The 16,772-nt window shown below is 68.2% G+C and carries 18 protein-coding genes; 8 read left to right on the top strand and 10 right to left on the bottom strand.

The window, feature by feature from the left end; all coding sequences use genetic code 11:
• Window positions 1–325: 325 nt before the first annotated feature.
• The 3 genes from VGP60_RS24370 to VGP60_RS24360 form a co-directional block, all read right to left on the bottom strand.
• Entirely contained in the window at window positions 326–1,942 is a 1,617-nt protein-coding gene (locus VGP60_RS24370; protein WP_327550393.1) for a succinic semialdehyde dehydrogenase, read from the bottom strand.
• Window positions 1,943–2,023: 81 nt separating this feature from the next.
• Window positions 2,024–2,764: a phage holin family protein gene (locus VGP60_RS24365; RefSeq protein WP_327550392.1), complete on the bottom strand. Its 741-nt coding sequence runs from the start codon at window positions 2,762–2,764 to the stop codon at window positions 2,024–2,026.
• An 81-nt stretch (window positions 2,765–2,845) separates the two neighbouring features.
• A complete protein-coding gene (locus VGP60_RS24360; protein ID WP_327550391.1) occupies window positions 2,846–3,469 on the bottom strand; it encodes a TetR/AcrR family transcriptional regulator in 624 nt (207 codons plus the stop codon).
• Between the two features lie 113 nt (window positions 3,470–3,582).
• Here VGP60_RS24360 and VGP60_RS24355 point away from each other — a divergent pair, with 113 nt between their 5' ends.
• Both VGP60_RS24355 and VGP60_RS24350 read left to right on the top strand, forming a co-directional pair.
• Window positions 3,583–4,734 (top strand): acyl-CoA dehydrogenase family protein, encoded by a 1,152-nt coding sequence (locus tag VGP60_RS24355; protein ID WP_327550390.1) that lies wholly within the window; start codon window positions 3,583–3,585, stop codon window positions 4,732–4,734.
• Window positions 4,735–4,760: 26 nt separating this feature from the next.
• Window positions 4,761–5,903 (top strand): CaiB/BaiF CoA-transferase family protein, encoded by a 1,143-nt coding sequence (locus VGP60_RS24350; RefSeq protein WP_327550389.1) that lies wholly within the window; start codon window positions 4,761–4,763, stop codon window positions 5,901–5,903.
• A 75-nt stretch (window positions 5,904–5,978) separates the two neighbouring features.
• Here VGP60_RS24350 and VGP60_RS24345 read toward each other — a convergent pair whose 3' ends face one another.
• On the bottom strand, window positions 5,979–6,755 hold the full coding sequence (locus tag VGP60_RS24345) for a crotonase/enoyl-CoA hydratase family protein (protein ID WP_327550388.1): 777 nt from the start codon (window positions 6,753–6,755) through the stop codon (window positions 5,979–5,981).
• A 185-nt stretch (window positions 6,756–6,940) separates the two neighbouring features.
• Here VGP60_RS24345 and VGP60_RS24340 point away from each other — a divergent pair, with 185 nt between their 5' ends.
• From VGP60_RS24340 to VGP60_RS24320, 5 genes are all read left to right on the top strand, one after another.
• Window positions 6,941–7,108, top strand: a complete 168-nt coding sequence (locus VGP60_RS24340; protein WP_327550387.1) for a hypothetical protein — start codon at window positions 6,941–6,943, stop codon at window positions 7,106–7,108.
• A 341-nt stretch (window positions 7,109–7,449) separates the two neighbouring features.
• Complete coding sequence (locus tag VGP60_RS24335; RefSeq protein WP_327550386.1) at window positions 7,450–7,932, top strand: helix-turn-helix transcriptional regulator; 483 nt, start codon at window positions 7,450–7,452, stop codon at window positions 7,930–7,932.
• Between the two features lie 130 nt (window positions 7,933–8,062).
• Window positions 8,063–8,956, top strand: coding sequence for a murein transglycosylase (locus tag VGP60_RS24330; RefSeq protein ID WP_327550396.1), 894 nt, complete (start codon window positions 8,063–8,065; stop codon window positions 8,954–8,956).
• 35 nt (window positions 8,957–8,991) lie between these two features.
• Window positions 8,992–9,372, top strand: coding sequence for a hypothetical protein (locus VGP60_RS24325; protein ID WP_327550385.1), 381 nt, complete (start codon window positions 8,992–8,994; stop codon window positions 9,370–9,372).
• Between the two features lie 19 nt (window positions 9,373–9,391).
• Window positions 9,392–9,742 carry a DUF3817 domain-containing protein gene (locus tag VGP60_RS24320; RefSeq protein WP_327550384.1) on the top strand — a complete coding sequence of 117 codons (351 nt, stop codon included), beginning with the start codon at window positions 9,392–9,394 and terminating at the stop codon, window positions 9,740–9,742.
• Here the strand turns inward: VGP60_RS24320 and VGP60_RS24315 are convergent.
• The gene (locus VGP60_RS24315) at window positions 9,720–11,159 is read right to left on the bottom strand and encodes an MFS transporter (RefSeq protein ID WP_327550383.1); all 1,440 of its coding nucleotides are present in this window, start codon (window positions 11,157–11,159) and stop codon (window positions 9,720–9,722) included. The two genes, VGP60_RS24320 and VGP60_RS24315, sit on opposite strands and share 23 nt — an antisense overlap.
• Before the next feature lie 137 nt (window positions 11,160–11,296).
• Here VGP60_RS24315 and VGP60_RS24310 point away from each other — a divergent pair, with 137 nt between their 5' ends.
• Window positions 11,297–11,860: a TetR/AcrR family transcriptional regulator gene (locus tag VGP60_RS24310; RefSeq protein ID WP_414640399.1), complete on the top strand. Its 564-nt coding sequence runs from the start codon at window positions 11,297–11,299 to the stop codon at window positions 11,858–11,860.
• A 49-nt stretch (window positions 11,861–11,909) separates the two neighbouring features.
• Here the strand turns inward: VGP60_RS24310 and VGP60_RS24305 are convergent, their stop codons facing one another.
• From VGP60_RS24305 to VGP60_RS24285, 5 genes are read right to left on the bottom strand one after another with little or no spacing between them, the layout of a single operon-like run.
• On the bottom strand, window positions 11,910–12,776 hold the full coding sequence (locus VGP60_RS24305) for a spermidine synthase (protein WP_327550381.1): 867 nt from the start codon (window positions 12,774–12,776) through the stop codon (window positions 11,910–11,912).
• Window positions 12,776–13,165 carry an adenosylmethionine decarboxylase gene (speD, locus tag VGP60_RS24300; RefSeq protein WP_327550380.1) on the bottom strand — a complete coding sequence of 130 codons (390 nt, stop codon included), beginning with the start codon at window positions 13,163–13,165 and terminating at the stop codon, window positions 12,776–12,778. Before speD ends, VGP60_RS24305 begins: the two co-directional genes overlap by 1 nt.
• Window positions 13,155–14,315 carry a type III PLP-dependent enzyme gene (locus VGP60_RS24295; RefSeq protein WP_327550395.1) on the bottom strand — a complete coding sequence of 387 codons (1,161 nt, stop codon included), beginning with the start codon at window positions 14,313–14,315 and terminating at the stop codon, window positions 13,155–13,157. Before VGP60_RS24295 ends, speD begins: the two co-directional genes overlap by 11 nt.
• A 9-nt stretch (window positions 14,316–14,324) precedes the next feature.
• Window positions 14,325–15,917 carry a cation acetate symporter gene (locus VGP60_RS24290; RefSeq protein ID WP_327550379.1) on the bottom strand — a complete coding sequence of 531 codons (1,593 nt, stop codon included), beginning with the start codon at window positions 15,915–15,917 and terminating at the stop codon, window positions 14,325–14,327.
• The gene (locus tag VGP60_RS24285) at window positions 15,914–16,333 is read right to left on the bottom strand and encodes a DUF485 domain-containing protein (protein WP_327550378.1); all 420 of its coding nucleotides are present in this window, start codon (window positions 16,331–16,333) and stop codon (window positions 15,914–15,916) included. Before VGP60_RS24285 ends, VGP60_RS24290 begins: the two co-directional genes overlap by 4 nt.
• Window positions 16,334–16,772 lie beyond the last annotated feature (439 nt).

Here is a 16,772-nt window from a genome sequence, read left to right as displayed (position 1 = left end):
GGTGGGCACTTTCAGAGGTACGGCTGGTGGTGGTTGGCCTCTGGCTTGTGCGGCTCAAAGCTGCGTGGTGCGTACAGAGGCACGGTTAGAAGCCTGTGTTTATTGGCAGGCGCGCCATCAGGTTTGCGTGACCAGGGCGTGGCATGGGCAGGTACGGCAAGACTTGCCCGGGGGCGCCCTGCTCCCGCAAACCTGGCCTTCGGCGAGCGCGCGCGGTGACGACTCCCGCCCGTTGGGCGGACGTGAGTCGCTGTGTCTGGGTCTAGGGATCTAAAAGCCCGCGTGGCTGGGTTTACTGCGTGCGTGCTGGGTCGGGACTTGCTCCCTAACGCCGAGGGAGGCGCCGTAAGGCCTTCAGTCCGGCGGTCATGGTCTTGGTCCAGAGGGGCTGCGGGATGGCGCGTGGTGGGCGCAGTTTGAGGGGGCCGCGCTGGATGGCGATGGACTGGGACTCCGTGTACTTCAGGAGGCCTTCGGAGCCGTTGCGCCTGCCGACGCCGGATTCCTTCATGCCGCCCATGGGGAGCGCGACACTGCCGAAGGTGGCGGCGTAGCCCTCGTTGACGTTCACGGTGCCCGCCTTGAGGCGTGCGGCGACTTCCCAGCCCGCGCGGCCGTTGCGCGACCAGACACTGGCGTTGAGGCCGAACGAGGTGTCGTTGGCGCGGTCGATCGCGTCGGTGACGTCGGTGTAGCCGTAGATGGACACGACCGGGCCGAAGGTCTCCTCGGCGAAGAGGGCGACGTCTTCGGTGACGCCGGTGAGCACTGTGGGTTCGTAGAACAGCGGGCCGATGTCCGGCCGTGCGCGGCCACCGGTGAGGACGGTCGCGCCTTTCGCGCGGGCGTCTTCTACGTGCGCGGTGACGTTCGCGAGCTGGTCGGCCGAGGTCAGTGAGCCCATTTCGGCGGTGTAGTCGAGGGCGCCGCCGAGTTTCAACGCGGCGGCGCGGGTCACGAACGCCTTGGTGAACTCGTCCTTGATCGACTCGTGGACGTAGATCCGCTCGACCGACACACACAGCTGGCCCGCGGAGGAGAAGCAAGCCGTGACGGCTCCAGCGGCGGCCTTGGCCACATGGGCGTCCGGCAGGACGATCATCGGGTTCTTGCCGCCGAGTTCCAGCGAGTAGCTGGTGAGCCGCTGCGCGACCTGCGCGGCGAGCGCCTTGCCGGTCGGCGTCGAGCCGGTGAAGCAGAGGTAGTCGGACTCCTCGACCAGCGCGGCGCCGATCGCGGAGCCCCGGCCGAGCATGATCTGCCAGACTCCCGCCGGAAGACCGGCTTCCTCGGCGAGTTCGTGCAGCCACAACGCCGACAGCGCGGTCTGGTTGTCGGGCTTCTGTACGACGGCGTTGCCCGCGGCGAGGGCGGGCAGGACGTCCATCGCGGTCAGCGCGAGCGGGTAGTTCCACGGCGAGATGATCCCGACGACACCCTTGGGGTGGCGGAGTTCACCCGCGCGGGTGAGCAAGGGGAGCACGCCCGCGTGGCGTTTGGGTGCGAGGATCTTGGCGCTGTGCTTGCCGTAGTAGGCGGCGACGAGCGCGACGGAGCTGACCTCGTCGAAGGCGTCCATCCGCGACTTCCCGGCTTCGACCTGGACGAGGTCGAGCACTTCGGCCTGCCGTTCGAGCACGAGGTCGTGCAGCCGGATCAGGACCCGCTGCCGCTCCGCGACGGGCCGCGCGGCCCAGGCGTGCTGGGCGGCGCGGGCGTCGGCGAAGATCGCGCGGGCGTCGGTGTCGGTGGCCTGGGGAAGCGTGGTGATCTGCAGTCCGGTGAACGGCGCGTAGGTCTCGATCGGCGCGGTGTCATGGCCGCCGACGACCCGCTCGACCAGCTCCGCGGCCCGAGCGGACGAAGGCGCGCCCGCGACACCGCCGATCGTGCCCGGCTGGATGCTGTCGTGGTCCGTGCCGGTCGGCGTCGTGCTGGTCATTGCGTCTCCGCTTCCTAGCCGTCATTTGTTACCGACGAGTAGAGCATACCGGAGGTATGTCCAGCGAGACGTGAATGCGATTCACTTATTAAGCGGTGACCCCGGGATCTCGGCGACCTGGGGTGCCTGCGGTGCCTGCGGCTGGACCTGGCCCGGTTGCGGCATCGGGATGCCCATCGGCGGCGTGGCCATGTCCGCCTCGGAGTCCTCGGTCGTCGGCAACAAGGCGAGCACCGCGGCGCCGATGGCCAGCAAGGCGACGATCAGGAAGCCCCAGACCCCGGGGCCGCTTTCGTAGATGATCCCGGTCTCCTTGGCGGATTCCGCCTCGCCGAGGCCCACGAAAGCGACGGTCTCCGCCGCCACCATGGCGAACATGGCCAAGGTGGCTGTCGCGCCCGCCGTGATGGTCAGCCGCGCGATCCGGCGGCCCTTGGCCCCGGCGGCCCCGAGCAGGAGCCCCGCACTCACCAGCAGGACCACGGCCGCCAGGCTGTACGGGATGCCGTAAAGCGCAGTGCCGCCTTCGTTCGCCGAGATCGGTGGTGTCGGGGAAATAATCCGCTGCCACGACGTCGATTTCACGGTGAAACCCGAACCGTTGGGTCCGGTGTCGAGTGCTTCGTAGGGGAGCAGGGTGCTGACGACGGTCGCGACCGCCGCCAAGACGGCCAAGATCGCCGCGGTGACATCGCGAGCTTTCGAGGCGGCTCGCGGAGCCGGCGGACCGGCGGGTTCCCTCTCGGACGGATCACCGAGGGGGACGACCCCGGAATAGTTGCTCTCGGGGCCGGAGGTGAAGTTCGGCGGATTGGTGGTCAAGAGGAGCTCCCCCGGATGGTGTGGACCAATGCTCCTCGAAGTCTTCCGCTAAAGGACCGCGTTTACCACTCTTGGGGTGAATCATCCCTTTTGGTAGAACTCGACCGCGATCCGCTTCCACTCGTCCAGCAGGAGCTTTCGGCGCTGCGGATCGCCACCGAGTTCGGCGTCGAGGGCGAGTCCGCGGTTGAGGTTCACCGTGAGCCAGAACAACGTCTCCGCGCGGTCTCGCGGCAGGTCCCCGGCCACCGAGGTGATGTGCTCCATCGTCGAGCGGCCCAGCGCGCGGTCGACTGGCCGGATGGCGGCACGCAGGTCCGGGTCGGTCCGTGCGGCGACCCACAGTTCGGTCACCGCGGTGGACAGCGTGCCCGAGTAACCCTCCCAGAGCAGGTCGATCGCCGCCGGGATGCCGTCCGGGCCGCCGGGGAGCAGGGCCATCGACTCGGCGAGCTGGCTCTTCAGCTTGATGGTCAGATGCTCGACGGCGGCGGCCATGAGTTCGGCTTTCGCGGAGAAATGGTGCTGTACGGCGCCTTTCGACACGCCTGCCCGCGCGCAGATCTCCTGGACCGACGTGCGGGCGTAGCCGATTTCGACCAGGCAGTCGATGGTCGCGTCCAGCAGTGCCGTCTTGGTCTGCTCACGCCGCTCGGCCTGGGTCCGGTGTGCCCGGGCGCGGAGGCCACGTGTTGTCTCGGTCACAGCGGGACCTCCTCGGGTGGGCTTTACGTGCCGTCCTGCACGGATGTACATTCCGTGTAGAACTTACATTCCGCTCGTCATGTTTACCAGGTGTGCGACCAGGAGGCCCCGCCGTGCCACTGCAGATTCAGAAGAGCTCGTGGAGCAGCACCGACCTCGAGGATTTCCGGGACCTCGTCCGGAGCTTCTTCCAGAAGGAGCTCGTGCCGCACCAGGAACGCTGGGCGAAGGAAAAGCAGATCGACCGCGAGGTCTGGACGAAGGCCGGCGAGATCGGCCTGCTGGCCGTGTCCATCCCCGAGGAGTACGGCGGTGGCGGCGGGACGTTCGCGCACGAGACCGTGCTCTACGAAGAGCAGGCGCGGTCCGGCGACAGCGCGTGGGGCGTCTCCGTCCACAATGGAATCGTGGCGCACTACCTGCTCAACTACGCCGCCGAGGCGAAGAAGCGGGAATGGCTGCCGAAGTTCGCCAGCGGCGAGTTCGTCGGCGCGGTGGCGATGACCGAGCCCGGCACTGGGTCGGACCTTCAGGGCATCAAGACCCGCGTGGTCCGCGAGGGCGACGAGTACGTCATCAACGGCGCGAAAACCTTTATCACCAACGGCTTCCACGCCGATCTCGTGGTCGTCGCGGTCAAGACCGACCCGGACGCCGGCGCGCAGGGCATCTCGCTGATCGCCGTCGAGACGACCACACCGGGCTTCCGCCGCGGGCGCGTGCTGGACAAGATCGGCCTCAAGGGCCAGGACACCGCTGAGCTGTTCTTCGACAACGTGCGGGTGCCCGCGGAGAACCTGCTCGGCGAGCAGGAGGGCCTGGGCTTCATCCAGCTCATGCAGCAGCTGCCCCAGGAGCGGCTGCTCATCGCGATCACCGCGGTGGCGGGCATGGAGGCCGCGATCGACCTCACCATCGAGTACACCAAGGATCGGACCGCGTTCGGCCGCCCGATCTTCAACTTCCAGAACACCAAGTTCAAGCTCGCCGAGGCCGCGACCGAAGCCGCCGTGGCGCGCGCCTACCTCGACCAGTGCATCGAGCGGCACCTGAAGGGTGAGCTCGACGTCCAGGGCGCCGCGATGGCGAAACTCTGGACCACGGAACGGATGAACAAGGTCATCGACTCCTGCCTCCAGTTGTTCGGCGGCTACGGCTACATGACCGAGTACCCCATCGCGCGCGCCTGGGCCGACGCCCGGATCTCGCGGATCTTCGGTGGTACCAGCGAAATCATGAAGGAAATCATCTCCCGCACGCTCTGACTTGCTTATACAGAAGGGAAAACCCGATGAAGGCTGGGCCGCTCAGTGGGCTCAAGGTCGTGGAGCTGGCGGGGCTCGCGCCCGGTCCGTTCGCGTGCACGATCCTCGCCGATCTCGGCGCCGACGTGATCAGGGTCGACCGCGCGACGCCGGGGGCCGACGTGCTCGGCATCCCCGGCGACCCCCTCACGCGCGGGCGCCGGACGATCGGCGTCAACACGAAGACCCCCGAAGGTGTCGAGCTGGTCCTGAAGCTCGTCGAAACCGCGGACGTGCTGATCGAAGGCTTCCGTCCCGGGGTCGCCGAGCGGATGGGCCTCGGCCCGGAGCAGGTGCGCGCGCGCAACCCGCGGGTCGTCTACGGCCGGATGACCGGCTGGGGCCAGGACGGCCCGCTGGCGCCCGCGGCAGGGCACGACATCAACTACATCTCCATCGCCGGTGCGCTGGAGCCGATCGGGCGGGCCGGGGAACGTCCGGTGCCGCCGCTCAACCTGGTCGGCGACTTCGGCGGCGGTGGCCTGATGCTGGCGATGGGCGTGCTCGCGGCGTTGCACGAGCGCACGTCGTCTGGCAAGGGACAGGTCGTCGACGCGTCCATGGTGGACGGTGCCGCGCTGCTCACCGCGAGCCTGCACGGCATGCGGGCCGCCGGGGTCTGGGCGGGGGAGCGGGGCGACAACCTGCTCGACGGCGGCGCGCCGTTCTACGACACCTACGAGACCTCGGATGGCAAGTACATCGCCGTCGGCGCGATCGAGATGCGGTTCTGGGCCGATCTGGTCCAGGTCCTCGGGCTCAACCCGGACGAGCTGCCCGTGCACGTCGACAAGAGCGAATGGCCGCGGCTGCGCAAGATCATGGCCGAGGCGATCGGCAAGTACACGCGGGACGAGCTCGTCGCGCGTGCCGAGGGCACTGACGCCTGCCTGACGCCGGTGCTCACCCCGTGGGAGGCCGCGGAGCATCCGCACAACGCCGCGCGCGGCACGTTCGTCGAGATCGGTGGCGTGGTGCAGCCCGCCCCGGCGCCGAAGTTCGGCCGCACCCCGCCGGAAACCCCTGAGGCGCCGCACAAACCCGGCGCCGACACCGAAGAGGTCCTCACCGAATACGGCCTCACCCCGGCCGACATCACCACTCTCCGCACCTCCGGCGCCATCGCCTGACCCTCCCGCGCTTCCGAATATGTCGACAACTTCCGTTAGGCCTGCTAACGGAAGTTGTCGACATATTCGGGGGTTTCAGGGGGTGAAGGTGCCGTGGCGGCCCGAACCGGCGGCGAAGCGTCCGGCCCCGTTGACGGCTTCGTCGGCGAGGCCGCGGCCGGCCATCGCGATGGCGAACTCCGAGCGCATCGCGTCCGGTTCTTCCAGCCCCTGTTGGGAAAGCACCGACCGGCGGTCACCGCGGAGGCATTCCTGCGGGAACGTGGCGAGCTGCTTCGCGAGCTCCATCGCCGCCCTCCGCGCCTGCCCCGCGGGCACGACACGGTTCGCGAGCCCGATCGCCAGCGCTTCCTGGGCGTCGACGGCCCGGCCGGTCAGGATCAGGTCCATCGCCCGTGACTGCCCGATGAGCCGAGGCAGCCGCACCGTGCCGCCGTCGATCAGCGGGACGCCCCAGCGGCGGCAGAACACGCCGAACACGGCCGTTTCGTCGGCGACCCGCAGGTCACACCACAGGGCGAGCTCGAGGCCACCGGCGACGGCGTGCCCGTGCACGGCGGCGATCACCGGCTTCGACAGGACCATCCTGGTCGGTCCCATCGGCCCGTCGCCGTCGGTTTCGAGGCGGTTGGACCGTTCGGTGCCGATGCCCTTGAGGTCCGCGCCGGCGCAGAATCCCTCGCCCGCGCCGGTCAAGATGGCGACCGAGGCTTCGGGGTCGGCGTCGAAAGCCCGGAACGCGTCGGCCAGTGCGGCCGCTGTCGGCCCGTCGACGGCGTTGCGTACCGCCGGGCGGTTCAGCACCACCGTCGTGATCGGGCCGTCGCGCTCGACGAGGACGGTGTCTGTCATTTTCGGGCTCCTCGACAGGAGTGTTGGGTGGCTTCCCCCGTACGGGTCTCCTAGAGTAGAGACGTGCCCCTTGGACACAAGGAGTCACCGATGATCACGGTTGCGTGATGGTCTGTCCTCAACCTCGTGTTTTAGGGGAGGATGGACCGCGTAGCCCGTGCAGTGGGACCTATTCGGATGGAGCCATGTCAGCCAACGTCAAGAAGATCCTCACTGTCGGCGTGGTCGCGCTCGTGCTCTTCTTCTTGATCACTCAGCCCACTGAATCCGCCGCCGCGGTCCACAACGTTCTCGGCTGGCTGAAGAAGGGCGCCGAGGCCATCGTGACGTTCGTTAGAACCTTGTTCTCCTGATCCCAGGTTCGACGCAAGGCCGGCACCACGAACGTGATGCCGGCCCTAAACGCGCGCACGCTCTGTGAGAACTACCCAGAGTCACATTTCCCATATTTTGTCGCCCGCGCTCGACCATCCGGGTGGATTGAGCCCCATAACGCGCTGGTCGCCGAATTGTTGGCGGCCGAGGTCTGGCGTAGTACGGCTCACCGGCCCTACGGTGCTCACATTGCGTGATCAGCCGGTACCGGCCACGAGGGCTTTCGTGGATATCGGAACCAAGCGCAGGGATTCGCGGTTGTGATCATTGAGGCTCTTTAGTCATTTACTCAAGTCGTCGGGGCAATGAGGAGGCACGGATGACCGGAGATCCCGGAGTGGACGCGTTGATCCGGCAGTGGGCGGCCGAGCGCGAACAGACCGTCGAGGAACAGGAAGTCGACCGGATCGCATCCGCTTGGCTCGCCGACGTTCCACGTCCCGCACCCGGGATTCCCGGACAGCGTGAGCGCACCGGGTCGTCCCGGTGGGCGCCGGTGGACTCCACCGACCCCGGCTACCTCGACGCGATGCGTCGCAGGCTTCCGGACGTACCGCAGGAACTGCTCACCGCCGCCGCCGGCTGGTGGCAGATGGTCGGCGACGTGACCGAAGCCGAGCAGTGGTGGGACGCGGGCATCAGCCCGCTCGACCAGCGCGCGCTGGACTACCGCGCGGCAGGGCTTTCGGCTTCGGATCTGAGCCGGCGGCTCGGCCCGATGACCGTCCTGCAGCACCTCCGCCGGGGCAGCGCCCCCGCGTGGTGTGTCGCACGGCTGGCCAGGCAGCAGAAGTCCGCCTGATCCAGTAAGTGAACACAGCCGGGTGAGACCTGGCACGCCGACGTCGAGCGAACGGCCCGCGTAACGATAACCTGCGCGGGCTCGTTCATTGGTAAACAGCTTGACCGGCCGGAGGAACTTGTTCGTGGGCATGCCCGAAGTCGAGGACCAGACCGCTGGCACGCCCGAAAAGGCCGACCCGGTGCCCTCGCGTCTGGGCGCGGTGCTCGTCCGCCTGGTGGTCGTGGTCGCCGTACTGGCCGTGGCCGGGGGCGGTGTCTGGCTGGTCACCCGTGCGACGGCGCCCGTGGCGAGTCCCATGACCACGGAAATCCCCGCGTTGCAGGTTGTCGCGGTGCCGATCGCGGTGGGTTCGGCCGCGCCGGACAACGCCGCCGTCGCCGGTGGTGGCGCCCAGCAGACCGCACCCCAGCAGCAGAGCCAGCCTCAGAACCGGTCCAACGCGGACCTTCTCGGCAACTGGGCGAGCAAGATCGCGCCCGCGACCGGGGTTCCGGCCAGGGCACTGGTCGCCTACGGCAACGCCGAACTCGCCGTGCGCGCTTCGCAGCCCGGTTGCAAGATCTCCTGGGCCACGCTCGCCGGGATCGGCCGTATCGAGTCGAACCACGGCCAATACGGCGGCGCGATCCTCGGCGGCGACGGCCGTCCTTCCAAGCCCATCATCGGCGTCCCGCTCGACGGTTCGCCCGGCGTCAAGGCCATCGGGGACACCGACGGCGGCCGGTTCGACGGCGATCGGACCACCGACCGGGCCGTCGGCCCGATGCAGTTCATCCCCGGTACCTGGAACCGGTGGGCCTCGGACGGCAACGGTGACGGCCTCGGCGACCCGCAGCAGATCGACGACGCCGCGCTCGCCGCCGGCCGGTACCTCTGCGCCGGTGGCCGGGACATGGCCGCCGCGGGCGGCTGGTGGGCGGGAATCCTGTCGTACAACAACTCCACGGAATACGCGCAGAAGGTCTTCGGCCTCGCCGACGGTTACGCCAAGGCCGCGCGGGCCGTGAAAGTCACCGGCTGACCTGCACGCCACGTCGCGAGTGCTAGCGTCAAAACGTGTTAGTAAGCCCGCGTACGTCGCGCCGACTCGCGATCGCCGCCCTTTGCCTGGCGAGCTTGATCGTGTGCTGCGGCCTCGCGTGGTGGCAGTGGGAGCGGTTCGCCTCGGCCAGCGGCACCTTCCAGAACCTCGGTTACGTGCTGCAGTGGCCCCTGTTCGGGCTCTTCCCGGCCTTCATGTTCTGGCGGATCCGCCAGCTCCGGCACAAGGCGGACGAGGACGGAACGGCCGAAGCGGAGACGCCGGAAGAAGTGAAACCGGCGCCCCCGCGGCGGATCGAGCGGGCTGTCGCGCCGCCGGTCGAGGACGACGACGAACTCGCCGCGTACAACCGCTACCTCGCCGAACTCAACACCCGTGACCAGCAGAGCAGCTAAGAAAGGTCCCCGAACCACCATGAGTACGCGAACTGATGACGTGACGCCCGCCGGTCCCGCCACGACGCTGACCGGGCCATTGGCGCGGTTCCGCACCGCCGCGTACGTGACGGGTGTCGGCCTGCTCGGGCTCTGTTTCGTGATGGTGCTGAGGTACGGCTTCGACAACGCCGAGCCGTCGGCGATCTACTCGCCGATCCACGGCGTGATCTACATGATCTACCTCGTCCTGACGATCGATCTGGCGATCAAGGCCCGCTGGTCCATCAAGGGCACCGTGCTCGTCCTGCTCGCCGGCTGCGTCCCGTTCGTCTCCTTCGTGGTCGAGCGCCGGGTCACGAAGCGCATCAAGGCCGGTCAGAAGCTCTGACTTTCCGGAACGTCAGCGCCACCGCGAAGGTCAGCGCGGCGATGATCGTCGAGGTGACGAAGGCGGCAGTCATCCCGTCGACCATCACCGCGTCCGGTGAAGTGCCGGTCGTGTTCCGCACGGTGGTGCCGAACACGGTGACCAGAATGGCCAGCCCCAGCGTCGCGCCGACCTGCTGAAGCGTCTGCAGCACGCCGCCGGCCGCGCCCGCTTCCTCGGCCGGCACCGTCGACATGATGATGATGTTGAGCGGGGAGAACGCCAGCCCGCCACCGAGGCCCATCAGCACCATCGGCACTAGCAAACTGCTCAGGTACGTGCTGTCCGGCGCGAGCTGGGTGAGCCACCCCAGGCCGAGGACCATCGACGTCGTGCCGGTGACCGCGATCGGCTTCGTCCCGAACCGGCCGAGCAGCTTCGGGACGACCCGGCTCATCGAGAACAGCGCGACGGCCATCGGCAGGAACGCGAGCCCGGTCTCCAGCGCCGCGAAGTGGCGGATCTCCTGGAGGAACTGGGTGAGGAAGAAGAACATCGACATCATCGCCATCGGCCCGAAGAAGAAGTTCACGTAGGCCGCCGCGCGATCACGGTCGGCGAACAGCCGCAGCGGCACCAGCGGCTGCCGGGCGCGCTGTTCGATGGTGACGAAGGCGGCGAGGAACAACAGCCCGCCAGCGAGCGTGACCAGCGTGATCGTGTCGCTCCAGCCACTGCCCGCCGCGCGGATGAACGTGTAGACCAGCGCGGCGACCCCGGCTGTCCCGGTGAAGGCGCCCGGCAGGTCGAGCTGGGCCCGTTTGCGCGGCGGGTCCGGGATGAATCTCGGGGCCAGCGCGACGATCGCGGCACCGAACGGCACGTTGATGAACAGGACCGCGCGCCAGGAGAGCCACTCGGTGAGCAGTCCGCCGAGGATGAGCCCGATGGCGAAACCGCCGCTGCTCATCGCGGAGAACAGCGCCAGCGCGCGGACCCGGGCGCGGGGTTCGGTGAAGGTGGTGGCGATCAGGGCCAGCGTGCTCGGCCCGGCCATCGCGGCGCCGACGCCCTGCGCGACGCGGGCGACGACGAGCAGCGTGGACGAATCGGCGAAGCCGCCGGCCAGCGAGGCGATGGTGAACACGGCCGTGCCGAGGACGAACATCCGGCGTCGGCCGAAGAGGTCCCCGGCGCGGCCGCCGAGCAGGAGGAGGCCGCCGAACGCGAGGCTGTAGGCGTTCATCACCCAGGCCAGTCCGGTGGAGGAGAAGCCCAGGTCGGCTTCGATCTTGGGGAGCGCGACGTTCATCACGGTCGCGTCGAGGATGAGCATGAGCTGGCAGGTCAGGACAAGCGCCAGGATCACGCGGGGCCGCAGCCGCGCCGGTGACGCCGCGACCGGCACGGGTGGTGCTGGCAAGGTCCGCTCGGTCAAGGGATACTCCAGTTACGACGAAAGTTAAGTGGAGACAATCTCCGGTTGGGTTCGTCGGCGATAATATGGAGACTGTCTCCGGTTGCGCAAGCGGTATTCGGAGATTCTCTCCGGTTATTTTCAGGAGGTGCCCAGTGGTGCTCGCCGATCCGGTCCGCCCCATGCGCGCGGACGCGAGGCGGAACTACGACGCCATCGTGGCCGTCGCGAGGACGGCCTTCAGTGAGCACGGCCCCGGGGCGTCACTGGACGACATCGCCAAACGTGCCGGCGTCGGCGCCGGAACGCTCTACCGCCACTTCCCGACGCGGGAAGCGCTGATCGAGGCCGTCTACCGCGGCGAGATCGGCGAACTGAGCGAGCGCGCGCACAAGCTGCTCGCCGAGCTGCCGCCCGAAGAGGCGCTGCCGGCGTGGATCAAGGAGCAGGTCCACTGGATCGTCCGCAACCGCGGGCTCGCGATGACGCTCAAGGCGTCCATCGAAGCGGGATCCGACACCTTCGCCTGGTGCCAGACGAACCTGCGCGGCGCGGCGGGCGCGCTCCTCGCCGCGGCCCAGGACGCGGGTGCGGTCCGCCGGGACGTCACGGCCATCGACGTCCTCCGGATCGGCCACGGCGTCGGTCTCGCCTCGGAACACGCCTCCGTGGAGGAAAGCCGGCGCCTGCTCTCGATCATGCTCAAAGGACTCGAGGCCTAACCCGCGTCGCCGGCCCTCCTCGGGGAAAGTGTCGACATATTCCCCGGGCTTAGCTCGCGTGCCGGATCGAGTGTGGTGGGATCGTGGAGCCCGCGAGTGCGGCGTCGTCTATTGAGGACGGTGTGTACTTCGCCTGCCGAAGCTGCTGGCGGACAACGGAAATCGGGTCGTCCAAGCGAGAAGGGTGCCCGGTCAGGAACGCCCACTCGTGCTCGTCGGATCCGAAGTAGACGACCGTGCCGAACGCCTGGTTGAACCGGCGCCACGACGACAGCAGGGTTTCGTTGCGCCACATCGTCGGGCAGCCCGCTTGGCAGGTGACGACACCGCTTTCGGTCAGCACCTTGCCGCAGGCGACCAGGAATTCGGTGCCGTACAAGCGATTGTGCTGCGCTTCCGGATCGGTGTTCTCATCCGGCAGGTCGATGACGACTACGTCGTAGCGATCGCCGCGCCGCGTCGCCTCGGCCAGGAACGTGAAACCGTCCTGGTAGTGCACGCGCACCGGGCCTTCGCCGTGTTCCGCCGCGGCCAGCGATTCCGGCGTGTAGCCGTAGGGGAGATGCTCGGCGCACGCGCGGACGGCGACCTCGTCGATGTCCACGTGGTCCACGAGTTCGGCGCCTTCGTCGACGGCGAGCCGGCCGGCGACGCCTTCGCTGGAGCCGATCACGAGCACCCGGCGCACCTGCCGCGCCAGCAGCATCGCGGGCACCATCAACGCCTCGTGGTAGACGAGCTGGGTCGCTTCGGTGCTCTGGCGTTCGTTGTCACAGAAGAGGGAAACGCCCTGAGCGGTCCGCCCGATGAGCAGTTCCTGGTACTTGGTGCGGGTTTCGAACAGTACCTCGTCGACGTCCCACAGCCGGGACAGTCCCTGGCCCATCGGCTCGACGATCTGGCGGACGGCCGGCATCAGCGTTCTCCTGGCAGTGTGGGCCGGCCGCGCCGGACGGTGGACAGCTGGACCGAGTCGGTGCCGAGCGCCTTCGCGAGCAGCCGCACGGCGTGCTCCGGGTCGGCCTGGTCGCCGCAGGTGAACACGTCGACGAACACCGCGCCGATCTCCGGGTAGGTGTGCACCGAGGCGTGGGACTCCGCCAGCATCGCGAGCACGGTGACGCCTTGCGGGGCGAACCGGTGCGACATCACCTCGCACACCGTCGCGCCCGCCTCCGTCACCGCCGAAGTGAGGGCTTCGCGCAGGAACACCGGGTCGTCGAGCAGCGCCGCGTCGATGCCGTCGAGTTCCGCGAGCACGTGCCGCCCGGCGAACCGGCCGACGACGGGGGTTTCATCCGGCATCGGCCGCCCTCCCCAAGCAGTACGTCCGCAACGGCTCGATGCCGTTGAAGTCCACCGACGAGTAGCTGGCCGTGTACGCACCGGTACCGGGGATGTCGAACCGGTCGCCCGCGCGGAGGGAAAGCGCCATTTCGTACGGCGTCCGTTGGTAGAGCACATCATCACCATCGCAGGTCGGACCCGCGACGATCACCGGACCCCCTGGTCCGCCGCGGTCTTCCACCGGCTCGAACCGGTAGGCGATGGCTTCGTTCTCGGTCTCCGCGAGGCCGTTGTAGCGGCCGATGTCGAGATAGACCCAGCGGCGTTCCTCGGTCGCGGACTTCCGCGAGACGAGTACGACCTCGGTCCGGATGACCCCGGCGTCCGCGACGATCGCGCGCCCGGGTTCGAGCGTCAGTTCCGGGAGCCGCCCGGGAAAGTGCTTCCGCAGCGATGCCTCGATCCCGGCCGCGTACTCCGCGAGCGAGGGCGCGGATTCGCGGTACGCGGTGGCGAAACCACCGCCGATGTTGAGCCGCTCCGGCACCACGCCGTGCGCTTCGGCTTGGGCGAACACCTTGGCCGCGGCCGCGATGCCGATGTCCCACGCGGAGACGTCGAGCTGCTGTGAGCCGACATGGAAGCTGACGCCGGGCCGCAGTCCGAGCTCCGCCGCGCGCAACAGGAGTTCGAGCGCCATCGCGGGTTCACAGCCGAACTTCCGGCCGAACGGCGTCACCGAAGCGGGGGTGTCGAGCAGCAGGCGCAGGTACACCGCCGACCCCGGCGCGTACCGGGCGAGGTTCTCGACGTCACTTTCGGCGTCCGAAGTGAACTCACGAACTCCGCGCGCGTAGGCGAACTCGATGTCCGCGGGTTTCTTGATCGTGTTGCCGTACGCCAGTTTCGCCGGATCCGCGCCCCTCGCGAGGCAGAGCTCGATCTCCGCCCGGCCCGCGACGTCGAATCCCGCGCCCGCGGCGAGCACCTCGTCCAGCACCTCCGGCGCCGGGTTCGCCTTCACCGCGTACCGCACGCGCCCACCCGGGAACATGTCGACGAATTCCCGGGCGCGGGCGGCCACGAGCGCCGGGTCGACGACCAGGCAAGGGGTCGGTGGATGCTGTTCGCCGAGGAACGTGCGGATACGGCCGAGATCGCTCACCAGCCCAGACTGTCAGGAACCGATGCCGGTGAGCGAACGGACCTCCATCTCGGCCTGGAGTTCGGGGTCGGCCTTGGACCGGCTGAACATCGTGCCGAGGAACCCGCAGAGGAACGAGAACGGGATCGACGCCAGTCCCGGGTTCTTCAGCGGGAACCAGTGGAAGTCGACGTTTTTGATGATGGAGTCGGGGAAGCCCGACACGACCGGCGAGAAGAACACGAGCACCAGGCACGCGATCAGCCCGCCGTAGATGGCCCACAGCGTCCCGGTGGTGTTGAACCGTTTCCAGAACAGCGTGTACAGCAACGTCGACAGGTTCGCCGACGCCGCGACGGCGAACGCCAGCGCCACCAGGAACGCGACGTTCTGGCCGTTGGCGAGGATGCCGCCGGCGATGGCGAGCACCCCGACGGCCACCGCCGTCAGCCGCGCGACCCGGACCTCTCTGGAGGGATCCGCCTTGCCCCGCTTGAAGATGTTCGCGTAGACGTCGTGCGCGAAGGACGCCGAAGCGGTGATCGTCAGCCCGGCGACCACGGCCAGGATCGTCGCGAACGCGACCGCGGAGACGATGCCGAGCAGCAGTGTCCCTCCGATGTGGAGCGCCAGCAGCGGGGCCGCGGAGTTCTCGCCGCCGGGGGCGCCCTTGATCTCGTCCGGCCCGACCAGCGCGGCCGCGCCGAAGCCGATCACCAGCGTGCACAGGTAGAACACGAACATGCACGCGGTCGCCCAGACGACCGAGCGGCGGGCCTCACGCGAGTTCGGCACGGTGTAGAACCGCATCAGCACGTGCGGCAGCGCGGCCGCGCCGAGGACCAGCGCGACGGCCAGGGAAACGAAGTCCAGCTTGCTGGTGCCGGTGGCGCCGTACTGGCCGCCGGGTTCCAGCAGCCGCTCGCCCATCGGGCTCTTCTCGGCGGCCGCCGAGAGCAGGTTCGAGAAGCTGAAGCCGAACTTCCCGAGCAGGAACACCGTCATCAGCGCGGCGCTCAGGATGAGGATCGCGGCCTTGATGATCTGCACCCACGTGGTGCCCTTCATCCCGCCGACCAGGACGTACAGCACCATGATCAGGCCGACCACGCCGATCACGAGCGCCTGCATGAAACCGCCGCGGATGTCCAGCAGCAGCGCGACAAGGCCACCCGCGCCCGCCATCTGCGCGAGCATGTAAAAGAACGAAATGACCAAAGTGGACGTCGCCGCCGCGGCGCGGACCGGGCGCTGCTTCATCCGGAAGCTCAGCACGTCGCCCATGGTGAAACGGCCGGTGTTGCGCAGCAGTTCGGCGATCAGCAGGAGGTCGACGAGCCAGGCGACGAGGAACCCGATCGAGTACAGGAAGCCGTCGTAGCCGTGGATCGCGATCGCGCCGGCGATCCCCAGGAACGACGCCGCGGACAGGAAGTCGCCCGAGAGCGCGATGCCGTTCTGCCTGCCGGTGAACACGCTGCCGGCCGCGTAGTAGTCCGATGTGGACGAGTTGCGGGAGCTCGCGCGGTAGACCACGAACAGGGTGATCGCGACGAAAAGGGCGAAGACCCCGGTGTTGACGAGCGGGTCGCTTCCCGAGACGCCCGCGGCGACGATGGTGGTCACTGGTCCTCCACTCCAGCCAGCCGCCGCACGTAGGCGACCTGCGGGTCGATCCGGCGTCGCGCGAAGCGGAGATAGACCGTCGTGATGATGATCGTGGTCACGAACTGCAGGAGGCCGAACACGATGGCGACGTTGATCTGGCCGACGACCTTGCGGCTCATGAAATCGTGCGCATAGGCCGCCAGCAGCACATAGGTCATGTACCAGGCGAAGAAGAGCAGGCTCACCGGGAAGACGAACCGCCGCAACCGCCGTCTGAGCACCAGGAACTCGGGACTGTGCTGGATGCGGTCGTAGTCGGGACCCGACGGGGCCCGGAGCACCGGATGCTCACCGGGGCGCGCGAACAGGACCGGTATCCGGCCGGTCTCCTCGAGCGCGTTCCTGGCCGCGTGCGAGCGCTCGGCATACTGCATGGGGTGCCTCCGGCGTGGTGCGGCGTCCGTGGCGGCGGCGTGGGCGCACCGGGGTTACTGGTGCGGGACGCGGTGGCCGTGGCGGGACTGACGAGCGAACATCGTAGCCACGGGTACCGAGGCCTGCGGAAAGGGCCGGGCCGTTTGTTGGTGACCACTTGACGCACTGCTCCGGTATCAGTTTTCTCCAGCGCGTTCCCGGGTGAACGGACCGGTCGTGGTGATCACGGGCAGATCACTCGGAATAGTGAGGGTCAATGTCACTTACCGTTGTCGGGGTTGCTGCAAATGTGTCGCGGGCAGATCTGTAAACTGTTGTCACTCTTAAGGAAATCACTGTTCGTAGTCGATTTCGGGGTGGACGCAGTGTCGTTCCGCCGCCGTGGGCGAGTGGTGAGGTGACCCTTGGTTGTGAATAAACTTCATGAAGTAGCGTCCA

It is taken from the genome of Amycolatopsis sp., assembly GCF_036008905.1.
Classification (GTDB): Bacteria; Actinomycetota; Actinomycetes; order Mycobacteriales; family Pseudonocardiaceae; genus Amycolatopsis.
Note: the sequence above shows the minus strand (reverse complement) of the source record. Positions and strands in the feature narration are given on the sequence as shown.